Genomic DNA, 25,870 nt, shown 5'->3' with positions numbered 1-25,870 from the left:
AAACTGCCGTTATGGGGTCAGTTCGGGAAGGAGAGCGAGGTCTTCCTGGCTCAGATCCACACGGGCACCAGATGGATGAATCTCTACGTGAGCACTCCACAAGATCGCGTTGACGATCATGCGGCGGAAATCAACTCTTTGGAAGTTTTCATAAAAGTGACCTAGCGTCGTTGCAAACGAACGTCCACCGTCGGGGCGATCGTACGCCCAGCCGACAACGACTGGTTTCTCATTGGAAGTAGCCTGCAATAGCGGTGTCGCCTCGTCAGTAATAGTGGGATTCAGATAAAACTCGTCGTGAATCCAGTACTCCTTCCAACCGCGAGATATTGGATGATCCGGCTGGAGTTGCACCAGGGCAGACTCCCCCAATTCTAGGCCCACATTGCTAATCCATGTCCCACCCAGGTAGCTGAGCCACTTCGGACCGAGCCGATCAAAATCCTCCTGCTTCACGGACGAGGCCCAATGGATAGTCACCAGACCGACACCCGCATTGATAAGAACGTCAACTTGGTTGCGCTGCGGACCGTCTAGCAGCAGCTCGGCTGCCGGGCTGGAATAGACAACTATCGCATCGACGCGTTCTAACATCTTCTCATTCTTGGGCCACGAGTCTGAAACAACGCTCTCTATCTTTCCATTGAGTGCCAGGCACTTTGCTAGCACCTCATTCGTGTGCATATACATATGTGTGCCATAGGGATGATCGGGCTCTTGACCAACGAGCAACACCTTGGTTTGTGCATGGGCAATGGAAATTACGAGCATAGAACAGACGCAAAAGATAGCCACCCGTTTCTGTATCATGATTTTCTTTTCTTTCTGGTAAAATGAATAAATAGCTAACGTACACAAGCCCTAGATGTTTAGAAGTTCCAAATCAAAGACCTTTGCAATAAGGCGAATATTTTCGATGTGATTGCCGACCAGCAACAAGTAGTGATGTGATGCAACTGAATCCATGAGCCGGCGTCCATCATTCACTTTGATCACGCCACCATTTAAACAGTCAGAACCGGGGAATTGAGCATATCCTTTCAATTGTCCTTCTGACACGGTCAGCTTGTCCATCAAGGGATGGAGCTTGGCGAGAGTAACATCTCCAGTGGGAATCCTCGCATCAATAGCCGAAGCGTTGTCGTCCACAATAGCAAGTACCTTCTTATCCAGCTTCCACTCCGTAGCAAACGACTGGGGAATAACTCCCATGTAACCACAGTGGGCTACCAAGACATGGTTCTCTGGCTCGGAATCCACTTCTGGAAAAGCATCGATCCGTTCGTGCTTCAGGGCTGCATCGCCAAGCAGAAATGGATAGAGATTGGTCATCAAGATAGGCGCATCGAGAGACTTGTGCAGCAGATATTTGGTGACCATTGACATGGTATCGGCCTCACATCCCCAGATAAGTCCCGTCTCTTGATAGAGTAGATTCCAAGCGAGGCAAGGAGTCGTATCAGAAAAATGAGACTCGTTTAGGCAGTTAATTCCAGCGGCACCAAATGCGTTGTCTTCCACCAATCGTCGCTTCAGTGCCATGTATAGCTTCACTGCACTGCGGTAACCTTGTTCACCAAGATCGAGATGAGGAACAGTGAACTGCCGGCCCACTTCATTGGCCTCGTCGTTAGAAATCGCTTTGGCCTCTGCCCCAAGTTCGCGGAAGCTACGCTTTACGATCTCAATGCCAAATTTTGACATCAATCGCTGAGTACATTCTTCTTCCCACCAATAAAATCGCTTAAAGATACTCGCCTGCTGTCCCTCACCTGGATCATCCTGAAAAACCAAAAACTTGGTTTCCCGTAACGCACGCTTGACTCCTAGAGCCTTCAACACTTGCTCTGTTTGCTGCTGGCTATAAGGAGCAATAGATTGGACACCATTGGATCTGAGGTACTCGACAATCTCCCAATCCCACATCGCCAAAGTGCCAAATTCACTCGTAACGATAAGAATTGGTAGTGTGATCGACTTGAAAGCGGCAAGCTGCTGGAATGCTTGACCAAGTATTTGCGGAAAGATGACAGCTTCTGCCTCGGGCAGCGCTGTCCCTAATGACACTGGTTCAAGCAAATCTACTTGCTCCCCAAACAGCCTGCCGATGGCGGTTAATTGCGAGTCAAAATTTTCGTCTCGACCAGGATCGAAGTACAGTGGTACAACTCGGGCTTTCATCTCTATTACTTCCAGTACAGCGTGCGAATTGTCAACATGGGTTCGATTCCCCCTCAAGCACGTTCCAATTCGAAGTATTTCGATCGAACTGGCAAGATACTAGCGAGCGTTCCAGGCCCCTACGGTTAGATCCTCTGGATTACTCACGACGATCTCCTTGGACTCACCAGCTTCCAGCCAAAAATAATTATCGCTTACCGTGAAAGTATCCAGGTGCCCTGGGTGCAATACATGGGCTCCGATGGCTGGGACATCGCCTGAATTTGTGACCGTAGCTACATTTCCTGCAACTTTCATCTCCAGCCTAGTCGGGGCGAGTTTCAACATACTATCCGGTTCTGCTTCAAATTGAGACCAATAGTAGTTTCGATGGGCAAGAGTTCCATCCTTGATCAACTCGACTACGAACAACAAGGGCGAAGTGTCCGTTTGTTCTGCTTGAAGAGTAAACTTGCCTACGGATACAACTCGTTCGTCAGCCTGTTGTCCGCTATATTCTTGCTCTTTAATTATCTGCAGTCGTTGGTCATAGGCACGAACCAGAACTTGCCACGTTGTCCCTGCTAGTTCTTCTACGTCGTCGACGACGTAGACCGGCATCTCGATGGCCTTCCCCTTCGTTTGAAAACTTGGCAAACTAACAGTTGCCATCAAGGGAGCCATTGCATCCTGCACAATGTAATAGGCAATCTTTGGGGCACCATACCAATCCACCGTAGCCCATGAGGCAGCCGGATAATTGTCGTTCAACTTATAGTGAAGTACCCCAGTTGATTCGGGCCAGTTTGCTCTGTTTAGCTCTATCGTGCTCCTCAATACGGTCGCTTGGGCAAGCTGGGACCCGAAGATGAATTCCTCCATCGTATCGCCATCGACGAAGTATTGTGAGAACTGCTGCAATCGTTCTAGGCCCCCCTTAGTGTTGAAAACGGGCGTATGTAAAGCAAAAGTGCCATCTGGCGTAGGAGGCCATGCTTTCTGTTCCTCCTCAGGGAGGTATCGCATAACGGAATCATAGTTGGGTACACTATTCATGCCGAATTCGCCAATGAACATTTGCTTATAAGTCAGATTGTGATCCATGGGTTTGGCACCCCAATCGCTGGTGTAATCGTGCGCACTTCCTCCCCAAGGTTCTCCCCGATGAAAAGGGCGCGTTCCGTCGAGTTCATGGGCATAACGTCCCATCATATCAATGGCCTTCCCAAAGGGCTTGTCGGATTCGTTTCCGCCACCCCACATGGCAAGCGAGGGGTGATTTCGCAAGCGTAAAGTGTTCCGTGCTACCGTATCTTCGAGTACATCATACGGCTGTGAGTTGTGGCTATTCCAGGCTGTGGGCCATTCCTGCATGACCATGATTCCATAGCGATCACACAAATCATAAAAGGCATCCGTTTCGGGCATACCACTTCCCCAAGCCCGGAGCATCTGGACATGCTGGTCCTGCGCCAGACTAATCAAACGCTCGTAGCGGGCGCGCGAGAAGTCCAAAAGTGGATCCATAGTACACCAGCCTGTACCTTTCACAAACGTAGGACGACCATTAATGATGAATGTCCAATTGTAATGATCTTTGTTGGCCTCACCATTAGCTGGCCCCATCTCTATCGTGCGGATTCCGAACACAATCGAATCAGAGTCAATCTCCGGGTCTGGGCCTTTGGGTACAAACGTGATTTCCAAGCGGTATAGATTCGCTTTGCCCAAATCGACGGGCCACCACAAATGCGGATTGGGAATTTTCAAGCCTGCATGAAAGGACTCGTCTGACTTCACGGAAGAAAAGTCGTACTCAAAGTAATAAGATTCTCCTGAGAAATTCTCAGGCCGGATGCAGCCTTGGAGCTTTCCAGACCATCCAGCCTCTGGACCCTTAAAATCTGCTGAGATTTCTATGGTTCCTTCACTGGCATCAACCGTTCTGACAAAGGGAGTCGTCATTCTTACTCTCGGTTGCCGAACGATCCGAACGGGTTGCCAGATTCCTAGAGAAGGGATACTACAGTAATGCCAACCCCACACATTGTTGAAAGTGACCGTCTGTGCCCAGCCAACATTCATGTTTTCAAAAAACGAATTGAGTGGTCCTGGGCCTGGTAAGTGTGGCGCTGGATCGATTCGCACGATGAGCGAGTTCTCATCCTCAAGCAAGTTTGTGATGTCAAAGTCTGGGCCTCCAAACATCCCCTCGTGCGAACCAAGTTCACGCCCATTGAGCCAAACGGTACACTTGATCCCCACGCCAGCGAAATGCAGCTCTGCGGAACCTTTTCCCGGAGGTCGATCAAATGTTCGCTTGAACCACCATGTCTTATGGCTTTGTTTCCGTGCGATAGGTTCATTTTTCCGTGTGTACGGATCCGGAATCTTATTGGCTTTTAGCAAGCCACCATGTACACTCCCTGGTACCTCTACTGGTATCGAATCTTTCCAGGCTCCATTGAGTCTCTGTTCAGAGTTTCCTCCTTCAGCCATCTCCCATTCACCATCGAGCGACATCACGGGTGCCCCATGAGGAATATCGACTGAGCCAGGAAGCAAATCCAAGTTCTCTGCTTCCGAATCCCAAGGAGATGGGCCGGGCTGAAACTCGAAGGCATCTCGCTCATCGAGACTCTTAAACTCCGGAGGATTCATAATGGGATTATCGAAACTTGAGTAATCTAACGCCAACGAATCCTTATCCAACTCGTCAAAGTGCCACAACCCTATCGTGTCATTATCTGCCTCAAATGGTTTGGTGGGCACAGTAGAAATGTCTCGTAACACAGAGGAAAGACGCACTTCATCGATTCGGCCATTGCAACCAAGACTATGATCCCGCGCGATGGCGTGACCAATCATCAGCGCACCAGGGATGATCTCTTTCCGATCATTGCGAATCACAGACTGCTGGAGTACTAATTTTGCGTCAACAAACAGTACTACCTCATGTCCATCAAACGTCATGACCACATAATGCCAATTACCATCAGTGACAACATGATCAGAACGAAGATCGTGCGGTGTGTAACCTGAGAGTAGAGCGCATAGTTTCCCCGTTCCTGCTGCCGTGTAGAGTTCCCAATGAGTAGCCGATTCTTTCATTTCATTGGCTATCAAGATATTATAGTTACTCTTGTCATCAACCTTCGCCCATAGCTCAATTGTAAGTGGTGGCACCTTATAAGCCTCATGCTCCTCCACGGTCTGTGTCATCATTCGCGGCCGAGTTGCATTTCCAAATCGCCCTTGCTCAAGCTTACCAATAGGTGATGCTGCACCCGTAGGCGTTATCGTCAGGGGGAGCATGAGGAGGGCATAAGCCAGAGAGAGAGGGGCAAAATAGCTCCGACGAAGGGGGATAAGTTTCGTATGCATCGGATATTCTCCTAGTGATAAACGATATGCAAAGGTGGAAATCTCGTTGCTCGGACTTGAGAAGAGCTCTCTAGAGCTAAGAGATACACAGTAGAACACAATAATATCAGTATGTAACTTTAATCTATTGTACTGTCATTGCATAGTCATTTACTAAGGTGTTTTTTGGAGTATACTGCTAGAATAGTGATTCCTCTTAGGTTTAATTCAGAGTGATAGGACCGTAACTCAAGACAGTGCTATTAGAATAGAGGAGGAAGAATGGTAAATTCAGCAATCGAATATCGTGTGTTGACTCTTTTCCTAGGGATTGCAAGTTTGACCTTTCAGGCTAGCTTGGCTCAACAACCCAGCCTACTGTCTGAGGAGAGTATTGTTGAGCTTCAGCATGGATCCCAGGTATTACGTCTGGAAGCGACCGACGATCTAGAGCATCGACTCATGGTGCTGGTACAGCAAGGTGACATAAGAAAGGTTGTGTTTGACGGGACAAAGTCCCTCATACAAGGGGTAAACTTTAATCTCTCACCTACTTGGGTACGTATTGAACAAGATAAACCCGATTGCAAATCCGTACTAATTGGTGGTCATCAATCAACAGCGGACTATGATTGGACTCTTAGAATCGAAGCAAAAACAGGTATCGAGCCTGTCCGTTTTGATTTGGTCTGCCATTTCAAAAAGCCGATACAACTACAAGGTCTAGAGCCCGCATTTTTATTTACGACGCCCGCTCGGCCAGATACGTGGATTGAGCTTAGCCAAGGGCCGGGCAACATCTACCAAGGCGATCCAGAACTAGGTGGGGGCAACACTTTCCCAGCAGCCTACCTCTGGATGGACGGCATTGGGACCGCAATATTTCTAGATGGCGGTTCCATCCAATGGCCCGTATCAAGTGGCTTTTTTAGATTTCTGGATTACCGCGTACAAACGGTCCTAGGAGAAAAATCTTTCAGCCTTGGCTTCAAGCCAATCAAACACAATTATCCAAGCCTGGAACCGGGTGACCTGGAGTTGAGTTTCTACCTCTATGCCAACCCTAGTGAAATGCCTTTGGATCGCCTAGAGGCCCTGGATCGACTTATCTCCATATGCACACCACTCCATCCAGACCGTGCAAAGCAACCAAAAGCTCCGGCTACAGATGGACCGGCGAATTGGAAAGACCTTGCATCAGGAGTAGCACGTGATCTCTCAAACCACACTATTTGTTGGGGAGAATATGATCTCCAAGAGGTACAAAACACAAGCAATTCATCTTTATTAGATGACTCCCCCGTTAAATCAATGCCAGTTAGCCCGGCATACGCGGTGAATTCCGCTTGTATCGAAAGCCTCAACATACAAGGAACAACTACGGCTTGGGATTTTTCCACTTGCAATAACTATTTGTCCGGCTGGATCGGATGGTTGCAACTCCATCCGAATCGAGAGCAACAGGATCTAGTACTCAACAAAGCACAGGCATTGCCTCTATTTTTCGACCCTGAGACTCAGATGATTCGTCACGGCGTCCGCCGAGCAAATCGTGTAGGACCATGGGGTATGTGTTGGCAGAACTTCATGTTTCACCTTGAAATGCTGCGAGTCCATCGCATGACTCCCTCCGCAGATTTTGATCCGGCAGTTGGAGGCAGTTGTCTAATGAGTCTTCCAGCTTTGATCGAACTTGCCCATCACGAGGATTATGTCTTCCCGCAGTGGTTTGATCCTAAACAGCGAACCGCCACAGATCAAAAAGACTTACCAGAACTTGGAATGGTGAAAGAGCCTTGGCAGTTGGGGACCTATGCATGGATCATGTGTCGCGCCCATGAAATCACAGGCGATGATATATACTTGCAAGAGGCCAAGGCCGGTGTGGAAACTCTATTCACCAGTATGCAGTTTACTGTTAATAACGAGAGGTATGATATCACCTATGACGATCCAGCGGACTTTCCAGTCACTGAGATATTCGGGAACTCTTGGGGAGCGCCCGCTTCCCTATATGTTTTTAACGCGACCGGTGATCCGCGGTTTGAAAAATGGGCCAGGGATTTCCGTAATGTTCTGTTACGAATGACCTACTGGTACGAGAGCAAGCTTCAATCAAACCCAAGAGACATTGCCCTCCAAAATCTGGCATTGTTTCGCAATCATGGAGGTGCGCACACAGGCTCACCTTGGGAAACAAGTGAGGCGTATCTTGCCCTTACTGAATATCTACGCTTATCTTGTGAACCAGATGAATTGATCCTCAAACTCTTGAATATTTACCGAACAACGGGCTTTTCTTATTTTCCCGTTCTTTGTGACGAGTTTCTCTTGCCTTGTGCTCGTTTTTGTGAAAGTCCAGCAAAGTTCTTGCCAGTGGAAGATTTTTATATGCTCGAACATGGAAACTATGGACTCATGGGACGATCCATCTATATGGCTGGTGCAGCGTTCTGGAATCATTTATTGTTTGAAGCATTTGCAGATATAGATGATTCCGAAGTCCTCGTCTTGAACTTGAATTGCATCGAAGGGTTTCATCAATCGATTCAGGGAAAAATCCAAGAATTCCTCATTTACAATCCCACTCGCCAAGACCGAAAGGTCAAAATTCACTTCCGTCGAATTACCCCTGGGCAATACAACCTTAAGAGAAGTACGATCGACGGACTTATCGGAGAGCAGGAATACTCAGCTGCCAAACTTGAAGCAGGAATAGACATTGATTTATCTTCTTCCAATCCGCAACGAATTACTGTTGAAGCTGTAGGAGACGACGGAAAAGATTGTTTCAAAGACACTGAAGCTCGCAATTTACTAGCAACTGTCTATGCCAAAATTCAGAATGTAGTAAGAGATCAAGGACTGAATGCCAATCTGAACGATATAAATGCCCAATTAAGTGATGCTTCTATGAAGTTTCGTTCTGGAGAAGTGTTATTAGCAAACAAGCAGTGCCATGATATATTAGTTAAGCTAGAGGCGATGGTCCCGAAAGCTGCATCGGACGCACCCTAAGACTGGAGACATCGATTAAGTGGCGAATCCAAGAAACAATCTACTGTTCAAGCCTACAGAACGTCTATTTCTCGACGAACGTTCGCCTGTACCCCTGTATCATCAGTTGGAGATGATTATTCTTGACCGGATAGTGAAGCAAAAGGCTTCAGGGAGAATGCTCCCCCCCGAAAAGGACATTATAGAAATATTCAATGTCAGTCGCGCCACAGTGAAGAAGTCTCTCGATAATCTTGCAAGCAAGGGGGTAATCGAACGAAAACGGGCCGTTGGAACCACAGTGATCCGACATCATATTACCGAAGATCTAGGGCGTTTGAAAAGCTATACAGAAGAGATGGAAGAGCAAGGATTGAGTGTTGAAACACAAGTCCTGGAAGTTGGAACACATATTCCTGACGAAGCTGTCCGACAAAGGCTTCAACTTAAGGAAGGAGAAGAAACCCTCTTCATACGCAGATTGCGAGGAACCAATGAGTTTTTCCCTGTTGTCTTGTTGCAATCTGAAATACCTACGAGCTATGGGATCGACCCAAATGACGATTTTGAAAATTCTCTCTACGCCCTATTGGAAGGCAAGTATCAAATTCAAATTGAGTGGGCAGAAGAAGAAATATACACTGGCTCTGCTTCCAAAGCAGAAGCGAAACTTCTAAACCTGAAGAGCGACAAAGAAGTGCTGGTCATGAACAGGCTTTCCTATGCCCGCGATTCATCTCCCCTGGAATCAGTTAGAGCAGTTTATAGACCAGATCAATATCGCTTTTCAATCCAATTGAGGCGTTAACTCAAATTGCTAGAGCGCATAAATACGGTTCATCTGCCTGAAGCGTACTTAGAGTTGTGGATAGCAAGGATTTTGTGTATGAAGAATTCTTGGTCGAAAAAGCCTTAGGCTTATCCTTTGATCGTTTTGGTCTTGTTTTTGGTTCCTTCCGGTGGTCCGGGAGCAACTGTCAATTGTTGTGTTTTGAGGAATTTTCTAAGCGGCAGATTCCTGCATGATTCCGTCTTTGAAGGACCGTCCTTCGATGACGAGTGTGATCTTCTCGTAGCTGCGTAGTCGTCTCCATTTCTTCTCGGCCTTGCGGTCACTGGATTTTGAATCCGATTTCAAGTTGTGGGAAGCAAATTGGAAACATGCTAAGTTTGCGTTGGAAGTGGTTGCTCTCGCAGAAGTTGGACTCGTTTTAACGTTGCAAGTACATTGTAATGCGTTTGGGCTTACATTGGCAATATTGCCCCCAATTTGCCCCCAGTTTTCGACTACAATTTGTCATCTCGTCGAACCTAACAGATATTTAGATTGCCGCCAATCCAGTGGTGCAAGTAGATTGTCACTTTCCAATTACTGTTTGAGCAACCAAGAGTTTTTCCATGACTGGCTGGTTTTCGCCTTTTCTCTTCTATCTGGCAAGGTGTACAGAAAATGAATTGCACAGGCAGATCGAATTCCTGAAAGCAGAGAATGAGATGCTCCGCAAGCGTGTTCCTAAACAACGGATCTTTCTCAAGCGCGTGGAGAAAGAACGGCTGCTGAAACTGGGGACTGCCATTAGTCCTGGAGCCAACAAGCTCATTTCGATTGTTCATCCGAGAACTTTTCAGAGATGGGTACGGGAGAAACACTCCGGTAAACCTGCGAAAAAGTTGGGGAGGCCACGAAAGTCTGTATCCGTCCGTGAGATAGTGATACGGCTGGCCCGCGAGACTGGTTGGGGATATCGTCGGATTTTGGGAGAATTGAAGAAGCTGCGAATGCACTCGGTTTCTCGATCGACCATTAAGAAAATCCTCCAGGAAGAGGGAATCAATCCGAGTCCCCAACGGGGTAGTGGTACCTAGGATGAGTTCCTCAACTTCCACGTCGATACGCTTTGGCAAGCCGTTTTCTTAGCAAAATGATTTGGACACCAACTGGCCTGCGGCAGGCATTTGTCTTAGCATTCATCCATGTTGATAGTCGACGAGTGATCTCTTCGCCCTGTAGTTTCAAACAGGACGCCAAGTGGTTGGTTAGCCAAGCTCACGCGTTCATCGAGCAGGTCCGAGAAGCTGATCTGAGGATGGAGTATCTCGTTCGAGATCGTGATGGCATGTACGTTCAAGAATTCGATCAGGTTTTCCAAGATATTGGCTGCCGAGTGATGCAAACCGCTCCGCAGGCGCCCAATCAAAACGCTTTTATCGAGCGATGGATGAAGTCGATAAAATTCGAGACTTTGAACTATTTCTCGGTCTTCGGTAAGAAGCACCTCGACTACCTCGTCTCTTCTTACCTTGAGTACTACAACGAAGTTCGCCCTCACCATGCCTTGGACAACCGGCCTCTCACCGGGGTATGGCCTGAGATCGACAATCCTCTCACTGCAGGTGAAAAGATTGGCTGTCATGAAACACTTGGTGGCTTGTTACGACACTATGAACGTGTCGCTGCTTGAGAAGGTGCTCTCTTCACAAGGCAAATGTCGATTACCTGTTGATCGCCATTCGTGGCTGCGCGGTTGGTCAGAATTCATTCGTGTTGGTTGGTTGAAGGCAACCATCGTTCTCTCAAGGTGACAATTGTGTGGGCTCAATTTGTGATGTATCTCCTGTTACTCTTTCACTTTTCTAGTGACGCGACTTTTTACATCCTACGGGTCAGCACCTGTTCGTCGCTCTTCGGGGGCACAATTCACATGGCCGCACATCGCCTGATCGATCGTCGCTGAACGGAACGGGAGCGATGGTTGCGATCCGTACGCTCCCACTCCCCCTGCCAGCCAGATATCGGTCGTATCGTTGGCTCGGATGGCCGGTGTGACAAGACTCTTCTCGAAGATGCGTTTTTCGATGCTCAAACGAGCGCTCGTATTGACGCTCATCAGCATGATATCGACGAGTCCCTGGTCAACGATCTCACAGATCGTTCCGTGGAATTCCGCAAGTGGACGATATTCCGTCTCGCCATTCGAAGGATTGCGACGACGGCCAGGCGCGGCGATTCCAAATGCCATATCCGCATCCTTGGCATCCGCCAGAATAAAATCCTTGCAGGATCGGTCTTCTAAGATGCGAGAGAGTTTCTCATCGAGGGGTTTTTTATCATAAAACGGCAGTGAGAGGAATGATGCGAGAGAGAGGCATATTCATAGCTCCAGTAAGAATCCTTAGCATCTTGAAAATGTTGGAGAACGACTTGGCTCCGGATTAGTACAAGACCGCTGCTGGAGACTTGCTAGCAAGTTCGCTATCTCGGCCGTAACTTCTTCGACTGTGCCCATGCTAGAGACTTCCAGGAGTTTGCCTTTCTCTCGATAGTATTCCAAGAGAGGCGCAGTGAAGCCATCGAAATGTCTCAATCGTTCTCGAACGATCTCTTCGGTGTCGTCCGTGCGGAGTTCACGTTGGCGTCTGTGAAAGATTCGCTTCACCACTTCTTCAGAGTCAATTGAAAAAGAGAGGCAACAATCCAGGGCAGTGTCTCTTTGTTCGAGGAAGCGTTCCAAGTTTTCGGCTTGAGGGAGTGTTCTGGGAAATCCATCCAAGACGAACCCTTTTTGGCAATCACGTTTCTAGGTGCGGCCGTCAGGCCGTCCTACTCGACGCAAGGTGACCGACGAAGTCGGTCCATCCCTTACGGTTTCAGGGTGCGAATCTAGAAGATCCCCTTACCGTGAAACGGTTGCTTGTCCCCAGTACGTAACGGCTATCGCCGCCGACGTACGCATTTCGGCATCGACCCTCTCGAAGCTGACCGGCAAGCCCTCACGGGCCTTTCATAGTTGAGCTATTCGTCGCTAGCTTCCGCTAGACGCCGGGCGCGTCACCGCCCGATTCCGCTTGTCGCCAAGTCGGAAACTCCCCACGCCGGCCGAGGTCATACAGTCTCCCGCTGGAGGTCCGTGTCCCCTGGGTGGATTACGCCTTCCTGTAACTGGAATGGCATCACCAACTTTGAAATTGACAGCTTGCGATAGAACTCCATCGCAAGGTTTTCCGCATCGCCCCCCTTCGGAGCGAAAAGAGAATAGGTCTATAGGATAGAGATCCAGGATTACTCTCTTGTTGTGTGAACTGCAATACAAAAGCAGTTCGGTCCGAAAGGATTACTCTGGAAAGCCTCCTTCGAACCGGACAAGCACGTTTCCGCGCATCCGGCTCTACCGGCAAGCGATCGTGACGGGCGGTAAACTCCGTCCCCTTTCGCATGGCTGGCGGCCATGCTCCTCGGGCGATCACTCCCAAACGGATGGAATTGTCAAAGCGTTTTACGATCATCGACAGTCGAAGGGCCTATCCTGTGCCCTCCTGAATGAAATCTATAACATGGTTTGGAATAAGAAATCAATGAAAAGATCGATTACAACACGGAACCTCTTGGCATGACCCAGCCAGCCGACGTCGTCGGTTAATTCGCAGACGCACCTGCTTTGACCTCCAGGAAACGGCGGACATACTCCTGACGAATCCGCCGTGACTGAAGGAGGGGCGTTCCATTAGATCGCTCCTCCTGCACGATGCGACGTTCGAAGTCTGAACCAAATCCGATCTCCAGTGCCGTTGTTTCACCGGCCAAGAGTTCGTCTTCCTGTTGACTTGCGAGCCAGGACTTGAATTGATCATTCGTCGATTCTATCGTCACAGCGGACTTTCTACTTTGCTTCGGCAGGCGTGGCTCAATGCGTTTGCGAAAGAAGATCATGGCTGTGCCCTTTTCGGTTCCATACCACATCTCTTGGAGATAGTCACAATCGCACAGCCATTTGGCGGCCCGATCCAGGACGCGGGCCATTTGACTTGGGCTGTAAGTCGGACAGAGTCCCAGCGTACCCACAGCCAGCCGGCGCAGATCAAATTTGGCGACGGGATTGTGATGAAACCGTTTGTCAAGGATGCGAAACAGCCGAAGGGGGACTTCGCGCCGACGCCCTTGGCCGATTCTGCGAAACAGTTCCATGTTGAGAGTCTTGATAAATCCGTCCTGAAAACTCTTCCAAATGACTTCGGTCCATACGAAGGAACAGAGTCGCTGCTCAGCGGAGCCGCTAACGGCACGTGCCCGGTCGAGCCGGTCCCGAGAGCAGAGGTTGACCTCTTCAATCAAATGGAAGGTTTTGGATTTCCATTCCTGCTCTCCTTTGTCCCACCAGGCGTTCTTGAACTTGAGCGTCGTGCCGGCAATTCGATCAAAAGACTCCTCCAGCCGACGATAGGCTCTGCCATCGGGTGGCCAGCCGATTGATTTGCACAGATAGTAGCGACTGAAATCAACTGTACGGGACCGATAGCCCGTTTCGTGCGTCAATAACTTCATTCCCACGAGGACTTGATCGTCAATCGGTCGTGGCAGTCCAAAAGCGTCCGAACCGGTAATCAGCATTTTTCGCACGACCGGTCGTTTGAGCATGCGGTCAAACGTTTCATGCTCTACTTCCATCGTTTTGACACGGGTGTTACTGATGGGGCCGAACGGAAACTCGACGAGATTCATCTCATCCTTTCCGAAAAGCGGTATTACCTTATCTTCAATCTGCTTGCTTCTAATTCGTATCACTTTCCTCCTCGATTATTCTCGAAAAAAGTCCATAAACGTTCTTTATGTTCATTTAGTTCATAAGTCCGCTCCTGCCAACTTCCTGAATTCACTCACGAAATGACCACCGAACTTGTCTGGCGACACGACAGTTCTTGTCTGAGAACACGTGACAAAATGTCTCAGGACACGTGAGAACCTTGTCTCGCAACACGAGTAATGCTTGTCCGGCGACACATGAGCCTGTCCGGCAACACGTTACAATTTCGAGCGAGATCTTCGATACTACTCAAGTTACATACATCGAGTACGTCTCATCGAGCAAGCTATTATCTGTGTGGGAATTGTGACTCCGACTTAGGAGCAATCAAGCTTACGAACGATGAACTGGCAAAACGAGATCTTCTGCCAGCGCCCACGTTCGTGCCGAGGCGAAAAAGAGATACCTCACGATAACGGTTAAACGGCTTTGCGATGAAGGCACCCATGGTTCGTTCCATCGCGGGAGCGACCGCACGTACGTTCGCGCGGTCGCACGACCGGACGGGTAAACGCCCAAAAAACCTCTTGTGAGATCCGACATAAATGTGCCAGGGTGGGATCTATGAACATTACCTTCGCACATTCTAAGGGTGGAGTCACCAAATCGGCACTCGCCAGCAATTTATGTGTCTGGCTGCATCGAAAGGGGCATGAGGTAGCCGCCATCGATCTGGATGCCGGGGCCTATGGCAATAAATCCCTAACGACGAGCGTGGGACAGGCAGTCCCAGAAATCCCCATCTATCAACCAGCAGACTCCAAGGAACTACGAGTCTTGCTACCAAAACTGGCAGAACAATTTCAGTTTACGGTGGCCGATGCACCCGGAGGATTCCAGAGTACAGCACAAACCAATATCGAACTACTCAAGCACAGCGATTTTGTACTCATTCCAGTGAAACCCGAGTTCGATGCCATTGAGCCGCTCTCTGTTGTCCAGCAGATTATTGAAGAAGCCCGGCTCGAGAATCCACTTCTTGAAGCACGGGTCATCATCAATTGTCTGGATGGTCGAACCAAGACTGGCCGTGACCCACAAAGCATTGTCGAACTGATTCATGCGATTTGTCCTAAATTGCAGCTAATGAATCAGAAGGTTCGCATCGATAGTTCGGCTTTTCAAACTGCCAGGATTAATGGTTCCGTGGTCGTTGAGGGGGGAAGGTCACACGCTCATGAAGACTTGAATGCACTCTTTGCCGAGCTCTTGACGGACATGGTCGTCACCATTGGCGGGCACAGTCAACGGCTGGAACAAGCTGGCAACAGCTAAATGAGAAGAATATGAAACAAAAGCGATCGATCAATGAGGCACTCATGGCTGCCAAAGAGTTGCGAAAGAATCTCGTTCCTCTTGAGACAATGCCCCTGTCAGACGCCGAAACGGACTTGAAAGTAGTTCAACCGGCTCTACGGCTAGAAAAAGTAAAACAACTCCCCGATAAAACTGTTCTTCTCACTGAGAATGTTAGCCCGCCTACTATTCTAGCCACGAATCTGAAACCGATCTGGGTACGGCACACTGTTGGGCTCCGCGATACGACGAGCCTTAATTTACGAGACGCCGCCGATGGCCAGAAACGTAAAGAACGGCGTGGACAGCTGGAATTGGGCGAGCCAGCCAACGAACAAGAAATTGCCGACCTGGGCATCAATTTGGCGCTCAAGCAGCTGGGATTCCTCAGTTCAGAATGACATAATTCTGCTTAGGTTTATGCTTTGGACACCAGAGTCTTCAGCCGCTTGGCGTAATTGAAGTAGGTTGCTCGGCAGCCACCTCCCTGGGCCTTGAAACTTTGGGCCCTTGATTCTTGGGTCGAATAGGAATCGTCCACCAACAATTCTAAGGCTAGGCGAGTTCGATGGCTCCCTGCCGATTCAGGAACCACCCGCGTCCAATCGAGCCCGGCTTTTTTAAAGCTCCCGAGCCCGGTAGTAGAGTCGCATTGATGGGGCAGGGATTTGATCGAGTCGCTCACCAACAAAATCGTAGATTTCCGATTCATCAAACCATTCTCCGGCCTTACGATGGACTTCTAATGCGGTTGGCTGAAACACCAGTACTTGGCCGCGAGGGGCCTCTTCGGAATCTACGAACGAAAGCACTATCGAGGATTCTTGCTGCAATTCTGGGGGTTGGGCGAATTTGCTTTCTTAGCTTCAACTACATGGCCTCTATACACAGGGGAAGAGAGTAGAGCGGACCCACTCGCCGTGCCTCGTCGCTCAAATCAACCAGTTGCCCTTGCTGTCGAGCCTTCTCCAAATCCTGCCTCATGCTTCGTTCCGTGCCAACAAACATCTCCCTCTGACGCCACGCAGTTTTCTAGGTAAGTCCGATTCTTTACTTGATAAGGAGGCCACTAATTCTAGATCGTCTTCTGTCTTATTGTCGATCAAGCAATGAATACAAGAGTTGGTTCGATAACCCAACTATATCCCAACAGTTTAATAGAATACAATTACCTGAGTACCTTTCTTTATGGCCACTTATTTATGGCCACTTATAGTTTAACAAACACATTTTCCCGAAGCTGAGATGCAATGAGATATTCGTGGCAACTTGCAGTTTGCTTGCTTCTATCTTGGAGCTTTGTGATACCTGTTCAGGTGGAGATGGTAAGTGCCGAGGAAACTGAAGAACGGAACATCTTCGAAGTACTATTAAGATCTGAGTGGACATGTGCTTTTTTCGATTCAAGCTGTGATGATTGGAAACTACGATGGTTTCTCGATGGTGAGAAGGCAGAGGTCACCAACGATGTCGAGGGGATCACAATTGATGCTACCGATGGTTATGCGGTTCTGTGGACGAAGGCGAGCTTCGAGGGAGACCTTCGCATCGAGTATGATTTTAAACGTATTGATTCCCACAATATTGGAGTGAATATCGTCTATATTCAGGCCACTGGTGATGGTCAAAACGGTCATGCAGTTGATATTTCCAAGTGGTCTGATCGGAGAACTAAGGCTGCGATGAGCGATTATTTTCTCAACATGAATACTTACCATATTAGCTACGCTGCTTACCCAAACGACTATATCCGCGGGCGCCGCTACCTTCCATTAAAGAATGAGGGACTTAAAGGAACAGAACTATCTGGCGAAATCGAAGGGACAAGAGTTTTCGAAAATCACGAATGGATCCATATCACCATTATTAAACGGTACAAGGATTTGTTCATCGAATTTCGACACCCGTCAAAGGTGCTACTATGCCATTTTGTGAACCAAGATAAACCTGGGATTGACCAGGGGCATGTTGGGTTGCGGCTGATGCCAGGACGCATCTCGCGATTCAAGAACTTCCGTATCAGTAAATCATCGAATTAGCGGTTTATGCTCTGCAGCTGATCCTACTCGTTTGTTTAGATCATTCTGTTTGCGGGGATAGCGTTTTCTAAGTGTTGACATTTGTTGTGGACAATCATAGCTCAGCAAAACAAATGACATCAAAACCGTACCCAATCCGTTCCTCCATAAAACGAGGCTGGGAGTTTGGGACCTATCGAAGAGATAAACAATTTAGAGGGAGAAAGCATAGCAAAAAGGCCCGGGTGAAACACCCGAGCCTTAAAACCAAGCTCTTGCAAGATCGAATCAGGTTAGGATCGACGATGTCGATTCATGCCGACTGCTAACACAGAACCGAGTGCAAGCAAGCAGAAAGTCGATCCTTCTGGAACGGTTGTGACCTCGATGCTATTTACACGGATTCGTGCTCGCGCTGTCGAGGCAGCCGCCAACTGGCCCTCGAAGAAGAAACCAACTTCTTCAATATCATTTAGGGCGGAATTGGGAATATTGTATGTCAGCCCAGTACCAGTCATCAAGCTAGTCGAACCAGCTGTAGAGGCCGTCATGGCGGCCCAATCGGCGCCGGTGTACGAAAGGATATGGCCATCGAGGTCTTCACCAGACAAATTGTCATCACTCACATACCACGTCCCACCACTCTTCACAGCCAAGCGAGTGGTAGCGGTGTCGCTTGTGCGCTGGTCGAATATATCGATAACCATGCTGCTGATTGTATCTCCTGGGCTAACACCACCGGCTAGAAAATCCGCGGCCTGAATGGAGAGAATCCCAGCAATTGCATTCGCACCAGGTACTGCGTTGACAGTACCATTGATTCCAAACCAGATTTGCCCAATAAGGCCAGCATTGTTCCCATCTCCTCTGATCAGGTCGCCGGCAGTATCAAGACCTGAAAGAGCGGTTTCACCTTTAGTCTGAATGATACCGTAGAGAGGCTTGTTCGAGTATACAGCGCCGCCACCGGCAGCAATGGTAGCGTCCATAATTGCTGAACCGGGATTCCAGTTTTGGATAAAACCACTAGGGTTGCTGGCGGCGCCAATCACAAAGTGTGAATCGGTTGCCAAAGGATCATTTAATGGGGCGTTTGCAGTGTAGTTCGCTTTGTCCCAATCAACAATCAAACCAGCACTGGCGGGCAGTACGAGCCCCAGGCTGAGCAAAACTGCTGCTGCAAAGCGCATTCCCAGAGTTATTGTTCTCATAGTCTTCTTCATTAGATCTTCCCTCGTTAAAAAGTGTAACAATCGTAAGAACGTGTCTTCAGATTGCTTGGCTAGAAACACCGCCTTCTCAACCCGTTCTCCAATCTCAGGTCAAGCAGTATGGAACCTAAACGGTAGAAGGATACGAGTAAATCAGCGATGTCACGAACTGAAAAACGAAAAGTTAAGTAATCCGACAGCAGCTGGTGCGACGGATATAACCGACGTCAACCGCTCTGCCTCTCTGAAAGGAGCAGAAGCGGAGCTACGACCCAGGCAAGTCAATCGTTAACGCTGGTGGCTAGCGATGCGACTAGAGCGGCCGATACATTTTTGGTCTAATTAGTTTCCTCCAATCAGTTTCTCTAAGTTGCTAAGCAAAACAAAGTACATACGAAAATCAACGTCTCGAATCGGCGAAATCGCCAGGATGCTCACAGGTGAAAGGCCTAGGCATCACGCCACGGTTGCTGTTACCTTTCTCCCCAGACGGACAAGCCCAATTGGACGTAGCTTCGCTTCGCAGGGGCAACGCCACAGAGCTACGAGGCATACCGTGGCGATTAGTAGCGTCCCCATTTATGTATTGTTGCCAAGGGAGCAAAATTTACCGAAAAAAGCAAAAAAGGGTTCGAAACACGTATCCGTACATTAGCAGTAACGGAAAACAACTATTTATTTTGATTATTCAGGGATTTTAGAGGCGAAAGATAGTGTTCATCTGTATCGTAATAAATCCCTGCTCAGGCTTTATAAGGTGCCGTGCCTTGCGCCTTTGCGATCTTTGCCTGCGCCCCAAAGTGGTACCACACGCAATGAGATTAGGGGTTGGTTTACTCTGCTGTAGTTTTGGAGTGATAGGGTGTCCCACGGATGTGCAGAACAGGGCAATTTCATATCGGGAAGGCGATTTATTGAAACATTGAATATCCGAATATCCAAGAGTTCTTTCGATCATCCAAATCTAACGACTAACCGATTCTCCAATTCTGAGCACTACCCACTGCGTTTCAAATCACCTAAGCCATTCAGGCGGTCCGCCTGTCTCTGACCACTCTTGAATCGTTTGCTCGAGGGAATCACCCTTCCACGAAACCATCCCCGCAGGCAGTACTTCGGTCTTTGGCAGCCAACGGCGATGTTCTTCGATTATCTCTTCGTATTGTTGATCACCCGCCAGATTGTAGTGCTCCGCCGAATCGTTACTATGGTCGTACAACTCCTCACCGCCGTCGCGATAAAGGGTGTATCTCCATCGCTGACTGCGAACCGAGTGATTTTTGTAGTGCCAGGTCATTACCGCGGGTTGGTTCCAAGGAAGCTCGGGGTTGTTAATCAGTGGCACAAGGCTGACACCCTCGACACCTTTTACTTGAGGCAATTTACATAGTTCAACTAGTGTGGAATACAGATCTATTAAGCTTACTGTTCGGGGGCAAGTGCGACCGTTGGAAGTTGTATCCGGCAAGCGAATTGCTAACGGGATGCGTGTCGCTTCTTCCCACAGACACTGCTTCCGCCAATGTCTCTTTTCGCCTAGGCTCTGCCCGTGATCTGAACAGAATACGACCAGCGTGTTATCGGCGTGGGGTGAATTCTCAAGAGCTGAAAGCACCTTGCCAACCTGGTCGTCAACAAAAGAGACACAGGCCAAGTACGCCAGGACGAGTTCACGCCTGAAGTCGGGGCCGATATCAACAACATTCTGGTCATCGCCACCAGGTAGCATTCCAAGGGCCATCGCTTTGCCGTAAACAGGGATATCTTGCATTTCGTCATTAGGGACCTCGGGTAGTTCGAGAAAGGCTTCCCTGTAAAGTTCAAAATACTTATTGGGTGCAGTAAAGGGAACGTGTGGCCGACGGAAACCGACAGCAAAGAAGAACGGTTGGTCAAACGTCCGTTGCAACTGTTCTGAAGCCCAGCCCGCCAGCTCTTCGTCAGGCATGACGCCGCGTGGGATATCGATAGAATCGAGTGCTCCCCAACACAACGATTGCCCGCGTACTCTTTTGCCATAGTGCTGATATATCTGGCCGCCGTCACGGGGAAACGGATAGAAGTAATCACCACCATAGCCATGTCCAAACTCTCGGAATTCTTGTGGCAAGTTATAAACTGGCTTAGTTTCGTTCCACAACTCATCACGTGCAAAGTCCGCAACGCCATTGTGATAGATCTTACCACCTGCCAATGTGAAGTAGCCGTTATTGCGAAAATGCACCGGCAAGGGTGGCACCTTGCCAAGCACCTGCCGATACGTATCGCGAATAGTCTTGGTATTGTCGTACCATCCGGTCGTCGAAGGGCGCAAGCCACTGAGCATAGAATTTCGCGAGGCGGCACATACCGGCGCATTACAGTGGGCGTTGGAAAAGCATACACTTTCAGAAAGTAGTCGATCCAAATTCGGTGTGATAGCCTGTCGGTGACCGCCCATCTCCCCGATCCAATCATTCAAATCATCGACAATAATAAGCAAGACATTTGGCCGCTCGATAGTAGTATGCTGTGGCGGTTCCGTCGGAGGGACGAGACTCTGTGCAGGAGCCGCAGCTATCTGTGATAGATTGAGACAAAGTACCGCCAAAGCCAAACGATACAAGAGGCTTGGGAGCTCACTTTGAATTCTGAGAAGTCTTGCCATAGTTGCTGTGCCATAGGGGAACGCTAAGCTCCGACTCCCAACTTTTCAGTTTACCCAAAAGTCGTGTTACGACTTCAGGATACTCTGACGAGACGTCATTCTCTTCACCAACGTCGGTTGCCAAGTTATATAGCTGGGGGGTTGCGTGAGGAGAATTCCTCAAGATGATTAGCTTCCAATCTTGATCGCGAATGGCAATGGGACCGTCAGGGCCGTTTCTTCGCCAGTACAAAGTGCGGTCTGATAGTTTCGCATTCGAGTCCCTTAGCAAGGGGAGCAGGCTAAGGCCATCTAGCTTCCACGCAGGATCAACCGATTCCCCGGTCAATTCGATAAGGGTCGGCAGAATGTCAAGCGTAATTACCGGCTGATCGACCACGGAACCGGGTTGGATGACACCCGGAAAACGCATAGCCCAAGGTACTCGAATACCACCCTCGTCAAGGTGCCCCTTGTACCCCTTCAAGGGGAAATTGTTAGCTCCTGTCTTGTCTGGTCCTGGTCCGCCATTATCGTTCGTGAAGATAACCAAAGTATCGTCTTCTAATCCACACTTCTCAAGAGTTGATAGAATTTTACCGACGTTGTCATCCAGGGCAGCGATCAGGGCCGCATATTTTCGGCGATGGGCATTTTGAATGTGGCTAACGCGCTTCTCGTCAGCAGCACCCTTGCGCGGCTCGAGTGGGCCATGCGGCGCCGTAAAGGAAACAAACAGAAAAAAAGGCTCCTCCTTATGGCTCTCAATGTATTCGCATGCGGCGTCTCCGAGTCGGTCTGTGATATAGCCTTCCTCGGGAGTTGCGATGTCGTTGCGGAGAATCACGCGATCCATTGTTGGATCATCGTACGGATAGTAGCTGCGCGAGCCTTGTAAGAGACCGTAAAAATACTCGAAACCACGTTGGTTTGGTTGATACTCCTCTGGATATCCAAGATGCCATTTTCCTATTAGACACGTGTGATAACCAATCTGTCGGAGACGCTCTGCCCCAAAAGTTTCAAAAAGTGGTAGCCCCCCTGGAAACAAGGGTGGTAGATTTGCGTCATGTCCAAATCGTTGTTGGTAACGGCCGGTCATCAATCCAGCACGTGAGGGAGAACAAACGCACGCAGTAACATAGGCTTGCGTAAACCGTGCTCCGGCAGCTGCAATACTGTCGATATGCGGGGTCATTTTAGCCATGTCAGGCTTTACATCAGGCTGAAACCCGAAGTCGGCATAGCCTCCGTCGTCAGCAAAAAGGATCAGGATATTAGGTTTTTCATTGCCAAGACTGTTGCTAGGACTGATAAAAGAAATCCCGAGCAAGTAAAATGCAACTAAATACTTTGATGCCATGATAAGTCCCTTGATTTGTTGAGGCATTGCCGTGACTCAACCAATGGTTCGTTTGCCTGAAGCCGCTTGAGATTGGTTCTTGACGTTTTGCATCTGGAGATAGGGCGGGCAGTCGAGTCTCTTCCCATCAGGAAATTGAAGAAAATCGTGATTGGCTCTTCCGCAAAAAGGAACGCTTTAAAGAGCTCACCTTATGAACCAGGAATTTGATTTCTTCGGTAATTTGTAGTCAGTACGAAAATCCACCCGGCGGCTCTTCTCGACTAACGGTACCCATGGCTTCATAAACAAATCCATCGATGTCTGGCTGAATGGAAGTGACGCTGCCATCGCAACGCGCGAAGTTGATGCCCCCACCTGTGTGAAAGCTGCCAAATGCTCGTTTACAGTCGAATATCGCACCGGCACCTCCCAGCGCCTTTTCACACGCAGCGTAATCCGCGATACGTAATGCACTATCGGGAGACATTAGACTCAAGTTAAAGTTTCTAAATGAAATTCCCCAAGCTGGTCGCCTAAAATCCAAGTTGCTTCCATCGCTCGTTAACGTCATGTATTCGCCAGCGAGCATAGTATTCGTAGTACCATCGGTAATACGCGCAAAAGTTTCGGCTTTCACCTTGCCATCCACATCAACAGCGTGAAGTGGCCCCCTGAGATCAAACGCGTTTCCTTTTGTGAAAGTATCCCACCTACCAGAGTCCCACCAAATGATTGTGCCATTCACTATACCCGGTATCCCTGCAACACCTTTGTAGGATCCTGGCGCATATTTGAAGCCTCCTCCAGCTCCACCTGTAAAAGTTTCCCGCAGCTCGCCTGCTGTCATATCAGAAGGACAGATATATGCGGCGACAAACGTCTGCAAGACGTCTTGATTATTAATGTCAAAGGGTCCGCCATTTTCCGGTATGTATCTGTCGTAAATATTTTTCTGCTCGAGATATGGCAGGATTTCGACCGCCCAACTAGTTTGAGAGTTCCCCTCGTCTCCTCTATTCGTGTCTTTAGTCAAGACCCCCGGTGGCAACGACCCATGTGAATCATAATAGTTATGGCATGCCAGTCCTATTTGCTTGAGGTTATTAACGCATTGCATACGCCGTGCGGCCTCCCGGGCAGCTTGAACGGCCGGCAACAGTAAGGCCACCAAAACGCCGATAATAGCAATCACTACCAGCAGCTCTACAAGAGTGAAAGCTTTGCGGGAAGTTGTTTGACCTCTGCTCGTAAAGCAGAGAGTTTCGGAATTGAGCTTCATTTGGTTTAACATCCTTATGGCTAAAATCATAACCCGTAGCGAATCTTATTGAATGCCAGAACTGGACGAGACTGCCCCGTCCCGCCCAGCCTCTAACGTCCAACGAAATGCAGATATTATATATACAAGACTTAAAGTTTATCTCTTGCTTCGACCCGAAACAAAAGTGCAAAGCAGGGCACTACAAGCCAGGAGCAGGCATGTACCAGGCTCAGGTACGGCACTTGCAGATACCAAAGGGCCGGCACCATATTGAGATTGCCATAAGCCTATTAACGAAGGATCCGTACGCTGGATCTCGAGGAAATCCGCTCCATCGACATCGCCATCGTGGTCGACATCAGCCGAGGGACCGGATGTGACCGCTTCGTAATTGGCTAACACTTCGGCTGGGGTCAAAACCTGATCGAAGTAGTAACGGACGATTGCGATATCCCCGTCGAGGGCTTCCCTATTGGGGTCCGTAGCTGCCCCCCCCCCCGTGAGCGGTCCTAGTTCAGCCCTTTCGGCGGCCATCGGTTGATTGGAGACCCCAATCTCGCCAACGCCCCAGGCATTGCCGCCAGACCATCGATCGATCGACACAGGTGTAGCGGAGGTATCAGCAATGAAACCCCCATCAACATACAATGAGATATAATCGTCCCCGACAGCAGATCTCGTATCGAAATCTACGTTGTGATAAATACCTACTACCTGATGCCAACCGGCGGTAGTCAGTGTGGTACTCAACCCGATATTGTTGGAGTCGTTGGCATTGCCATTGACATAGAAAGAAAGAGAATCGTTTACCAAGCTAAAGTAGGCACCTCTGCTTCCTCCACCCCACTCGGCGATTACCTGATCTCCACCAGTCAAGCTATTATTCTTGAACCAGATCTCGAACGTGCCTTCAGTGTCCCTCGGGGCCACAGGATCGCCAGGTGCCAGAAACCAGCCAACTGGATTGTCTGTATCACCTGGCCCGTCTTGAGCACCTACATGGCGGGCACGTCCTGATCCACCTTTACTGTAACTCCCTGTAATCCCTGGAAACGCAGAATCACTGACCGTGCTGAAGCTTTGGGTTTGGTTAAAGAAGACATATTCACGAGGAATGGAAAGATTACCGGGATCTTCAACCGAGGCCAAGAACGGCATAGTATCGATGTTCGGATACCACAAATCAGTGCCATCAACGGGGTTGAGTGCAGCATTAAACTCGAGATCTGCGCCAGGAGTTACCTGGCCCTGAGCGGCTGAAAAACCCAGCACTAAGCAAGCACTAGTACATGTGAACCAAAAAACACTTGCTCGCAGAATGCGATTTTGCGTAATAGATGAGTATGACATTTGTCACTTTCCTTTGAAATATAAACCAGTGAGCGAGAAGGCAGAGTCGGTAGACAAGTAACATCTACTTTGCGTGGCGGTTAATCAAAATTTGAGGTCGAAAAGAAATTCAAAAAAAGTCACTTTATAGGCCAACAGCTGCCACATGGGCCGAAGGCTAGGCATGCTGCTTCATCTCATGCGTCAATGTGCTGGCCAGCATGTACCAATAGCCTCATATAAGTATTGTAGTTGCCAGCGGATACTTACCGAAAATCTTCAGAAAATTCCCGTTAGAGTCTTATTGATACCTATTCCAAGAGGTTGGGCATTGGATGAAGCGTTCAGCAGCCTATTTCAATGTGGGGCTCCAGAGGTCGGCGATTTTAATAGGCAGAAGCGGATCAATGAAACATACTAAAAGAATTATTGGTAAGTCTAGCAATGGCAAACAATTACATACAGCAGAATCTCACGACTTGCGATCTCGTAGCCGAAGATTATATTGCTGGCTAGGTAGATGAGGAGACTTTTACCTCTGTATTTTAACTTGCGAATGCTCAATACTTATGCATAGAGCCACCGACTTTCGAAGCTCAGGAGATATTGCCATTCACTGCCACAAGACTTTTACACTTACTTGAACTCCCATGCCACTTATGATTCTAGGCAGACTGACGGCGAT

At 48.8% G+C, this 25,870-nt stretch carries 18 protein-coding genes and 1 pseudogene; 7 read left to right on the top strand and 12 right to left on the bottom strand.

From position 1 onward, the window contains the following. Window positions 1–9 precede the first annotated feature (9 nt). The 3 genes from Pla144_RS21865 to Pla144_RS21855 form a co-directional block, all read right to left on the bottom strand. A complete protein-coding gene (locus Pla144_RS21865) occupies window positions 10–810 on the bottom strand; it encodes a ThuA domain-containing protein (protein ID WP_146452835.1) in 801 nt (266 codons plus the stop codon). Window positions 811–861: 51 nt separating this feature from the next. Further along, window positions 862–2,181, bottom strand: coding sequence for a hypothetical protein (locus Pla144_RS21860; protein ID WP_197530923.1), 1,320 nt, complete (start codon window positions 2,179–2,181; stop codon window positions 862–864). Window positions 2,182–2,280: 99 nt separating this feature from the next. Continuing rightward, window positions 2,281–5,544: a glycosyl hydrolase 2 galactose-binding domain-containing protein gene (locus Pla144_RS21855; RefSeq protein ID WP_146452834.1), complete on the bottom strand. Its 3,264-nt coding sequence runs from the start codon at window positions 5,542–5,544 to the stop codon at window positions 2,281–2,283. A 261-nt stretch (window positions 5,545–5,805) separates the two neighbouring features. Here Pla144_RS21855 and Pla144_RS21850 point away from each other — a divergent pair, with 261 nt between their 5' ends. The 4 genes from Pla144_RS21850 (at window position 5,806) to Pla144_RS21835 (ending at window position 10,982) form a co-directional block, all read left to right on the top strand. Further along, the gene (locus tag Pla144_RS21850; protein WP_146452833.1) at window positions 5,806–8,541 is read left to right on the top strand and encodes a hypothetical protein; all 2,736 of its coding nucleotides are present in this window, start codon (window positions 5,806–5,808) and stop codon (window positions 8,539–8,541) included. 19 nt (window positions 8,542–8,560) lie between these two features. Next, entirely contained in the window at window positions 8,561–9,328 is a 768-nt protein-coding gene (locus tag Pla144_RS21845) for a GntR family transcriptional regulator (protein ID WP_146452832.1), read from the top strand. Between the two features lie 590 nt (window positions 9,329–9,918). Beyond that, window positions 9,919–10,386 (top strand): helix-turn-helix domain-containing protein, encoded by a 468-nt coding sequence (locus Pla144_RS21840; RefSeq protein ID WP_146452831.1) that lies wholly within the window; start codon window positions 9,919–9,921, stop codon window positions 10,384–10,386. Window positions 10,387–10,442: 56 nt separating this feature from the next. Beyond that, window positions 10,443–10,982 carry an integrase core domain-containing protein gene (locus Pla144_RS21835; protein WP_146452830.1) on the top strand — a complete coding sequence of 180 codons (540 nt, stop codon included), beginning with the start codon at window positions 10,443–10,445 and terminating at the stop codon, window positions 10,980–10,982. Window positions 10,983–11,177: 195 nt separating this feature from the next. On the opposite strand, the gene Pla144_RS21830 is transcribed toward Pla144_RS21835, so the two are convergent. From Pla144_RS21830 to Pla144_RS21820, 3 genes and pseudogenes are all read right to left on the bottom strand, one after another. Then, window positions 11,178–11,540 carry a hypothetical protein gene (locus tag Pla144_RS21830; RefSeq protein ID WP_146452829.1) on the bottom strand — a complete coding sequence of 121 codons (363 nt, stop codon included), beginning with the start codon at window positions 11,538–11,540 and terminating at the stop codon, window positions 11,178–11,180. 153 nt (window positions 11,541–11,693) lie between these two features. Further along, window positions 11,694–12,083: pseudogene (locus Pla144_RS25630) on the bottom strand (adenylate kinase family protein); the annotation flags it as partial. Window positions 12,084–12,934: 851 nt separating this feature from the next. Continuing rightward, window positions 12,935–14,080 carry a replication initiator protein A gene (locus Pla144_RS21820; protein WP_146452827.1) on the bottom strand — a complete coding sequence of 382 codons (1,146 nt, stop codon included), beginning with the start codon at window positions 14,078–14,080 and terminating at the stop codon, window positions 12,935–12,937. Window positions 14,081–14,663: 583 nt separating this feature from the next. Between Pla144_RS21820 and Pla144_RS21815 the strand changes: the two genes are divergently transcribed. Together Pla144_RS21815 and Pla144_RS21810 are read left to right on the top strand one after the other, a co-directional pair. After that, window positions 14,664–15,374 (top strand): ParA family protein, encoded by a 711-nt coding sequence (locus Pla144_RS21815; protein ID WP_146452826.1) that lies wholly within the window; start codon window positions 14,664–14,666, stop codon window positions 15,372–15,374. An 11-nt stretch (window positions 15,375–15,385) separates the two neighbouring features. Beyond that, window positions 15,386–15,796 (top strand): hypothetical protein, encoded by a 411-nt coding sequence (locus Pla144_RS21810; protein ID WP_146452825.1) that lies wholly within the window; start codon window positions 15,386–15,388, stop codon window positions 15,794–15,796. A 219-nt stretch (window positions 15,797–16,015) separates the two neighbouring features. Here the strand turns inward: Pla144_RS21810 and Pla144_RS21805 are convergent, their stop codons facing one another. After that, window positions 16,016–16,207: a hypothetical protein gene (locus Pla144_RS21805; protein ID WP_146452824.1), complete on the bottom strand. Its 192-nt coding sequence runs from the start codon at window positions 16,205–16,207 to the stop codon at window positions 16,016–16,018. Window positions 16,208–16,696: 489 nt separating this feature from the next. On the opposite strand from Pla144_RS21805, the gene Pla144_RS21800 reads away from it, so the two are divergent. Beyond that, window positions 16,697–17,434 carry a hypothetical protein gene (locus Pla144_RS21800; protein WP_146452823.1) on the top strand — a complete coding sequence of 246 codons (738 nt, stop codon included), beginning with the start codon at window positions 16,697–16,699 and terminating at the stop codon, window positions 17,432–17,434. A gap of 272 nt (window positions 17,435–17,706) precedes the next feature. On the opposite strand, the gene Pla144_RS21795 is transcribed toward Pla144_RS21800, so the two are convergent. The 5 genes from Pla144_RS21795 to Pla144_RS21775 all read right to left on the bottom strand — a co-directional run bounded on the left by Pla144_RS21795 (window position 17,707) and on the right by Pla144_RS21775 (window position 25,206). After that, complete coding sequence (locus tag Pla144_RS21795; RefSeq protein WP_146452822.1) at window positions 17,707–18,624, bottom strand: hypothetical protein; 918 nt, start codon at window positions 18,622–18,624, stop codon at window positions 17,707–17,709. A gap of 1,015 nt (window positions 18,625–19,639) precedes the next feature. After that, entirely contained in the window at window positions 19,640–21,271 is a 1,632-nt protein-coding gene (locus Pla144_RS21790) for a sulfatase (protein ID WP_146452821.1), read from the bottom strand. Continuing rightward, window positions 21,243–22,640 carry a sulfatase-like hydrolase/transferase gene (locus Pla144_RS21785; RefSeq protein ID WP_146452820.1) on the bottom strand — a complete coding sequence of 466 codons (1,398 nt, stop codon included), beginning with the start codon at window positions 22,638–22,640 and terminating at the stop codon, window positions 21,243–21,245. Before Pla144_RS21785 ends, Pla144_RS21790 begins: the two co-directional genes overlap by 29 nt. A gap of 202 nt (window positions 22,641–22,842) precedes the next feature. Continuing rightward, complete coding sequence (locus tag Pla144_RS21780) at window positions 22,843–23,874, bottom strand: DUF1559 domain-containing protein (protein WP_197530922.1); 1,032 nt, start codon at window positions 23,872–23,874, stop codon at window positions 22,843–22,845. 138 nt (window positions 23,875–24,012) lie between these two features. After that, entirely contained in the window at window positions 24,013–25,206 is a 1,194-nt protein-coding gene (locus Pla144_RS21775) for a LamG domain-containing protein (RefSeq protein WP_146452818.1), read from the bottom strand. Window positions 25,207–25,870: the final 664 nt, after the last annotated feature.

It is taken from the genome of Bythopirellula polymerisocia (assembly GCF_007860015.1).
Taxonomy (GTDB): domain Bacteria; phylum Planctomycetota; class Planctomycetia; order Pirellulales; family Lacipirellulaceae; genus Bythopirellula; species Bythopirellula polymerisocia.
The sequence above is the reverse complement of the archived record's forward strand: the minus strand, read 5'-3'. Positions and strand labels throughout refer to the sequence as shown.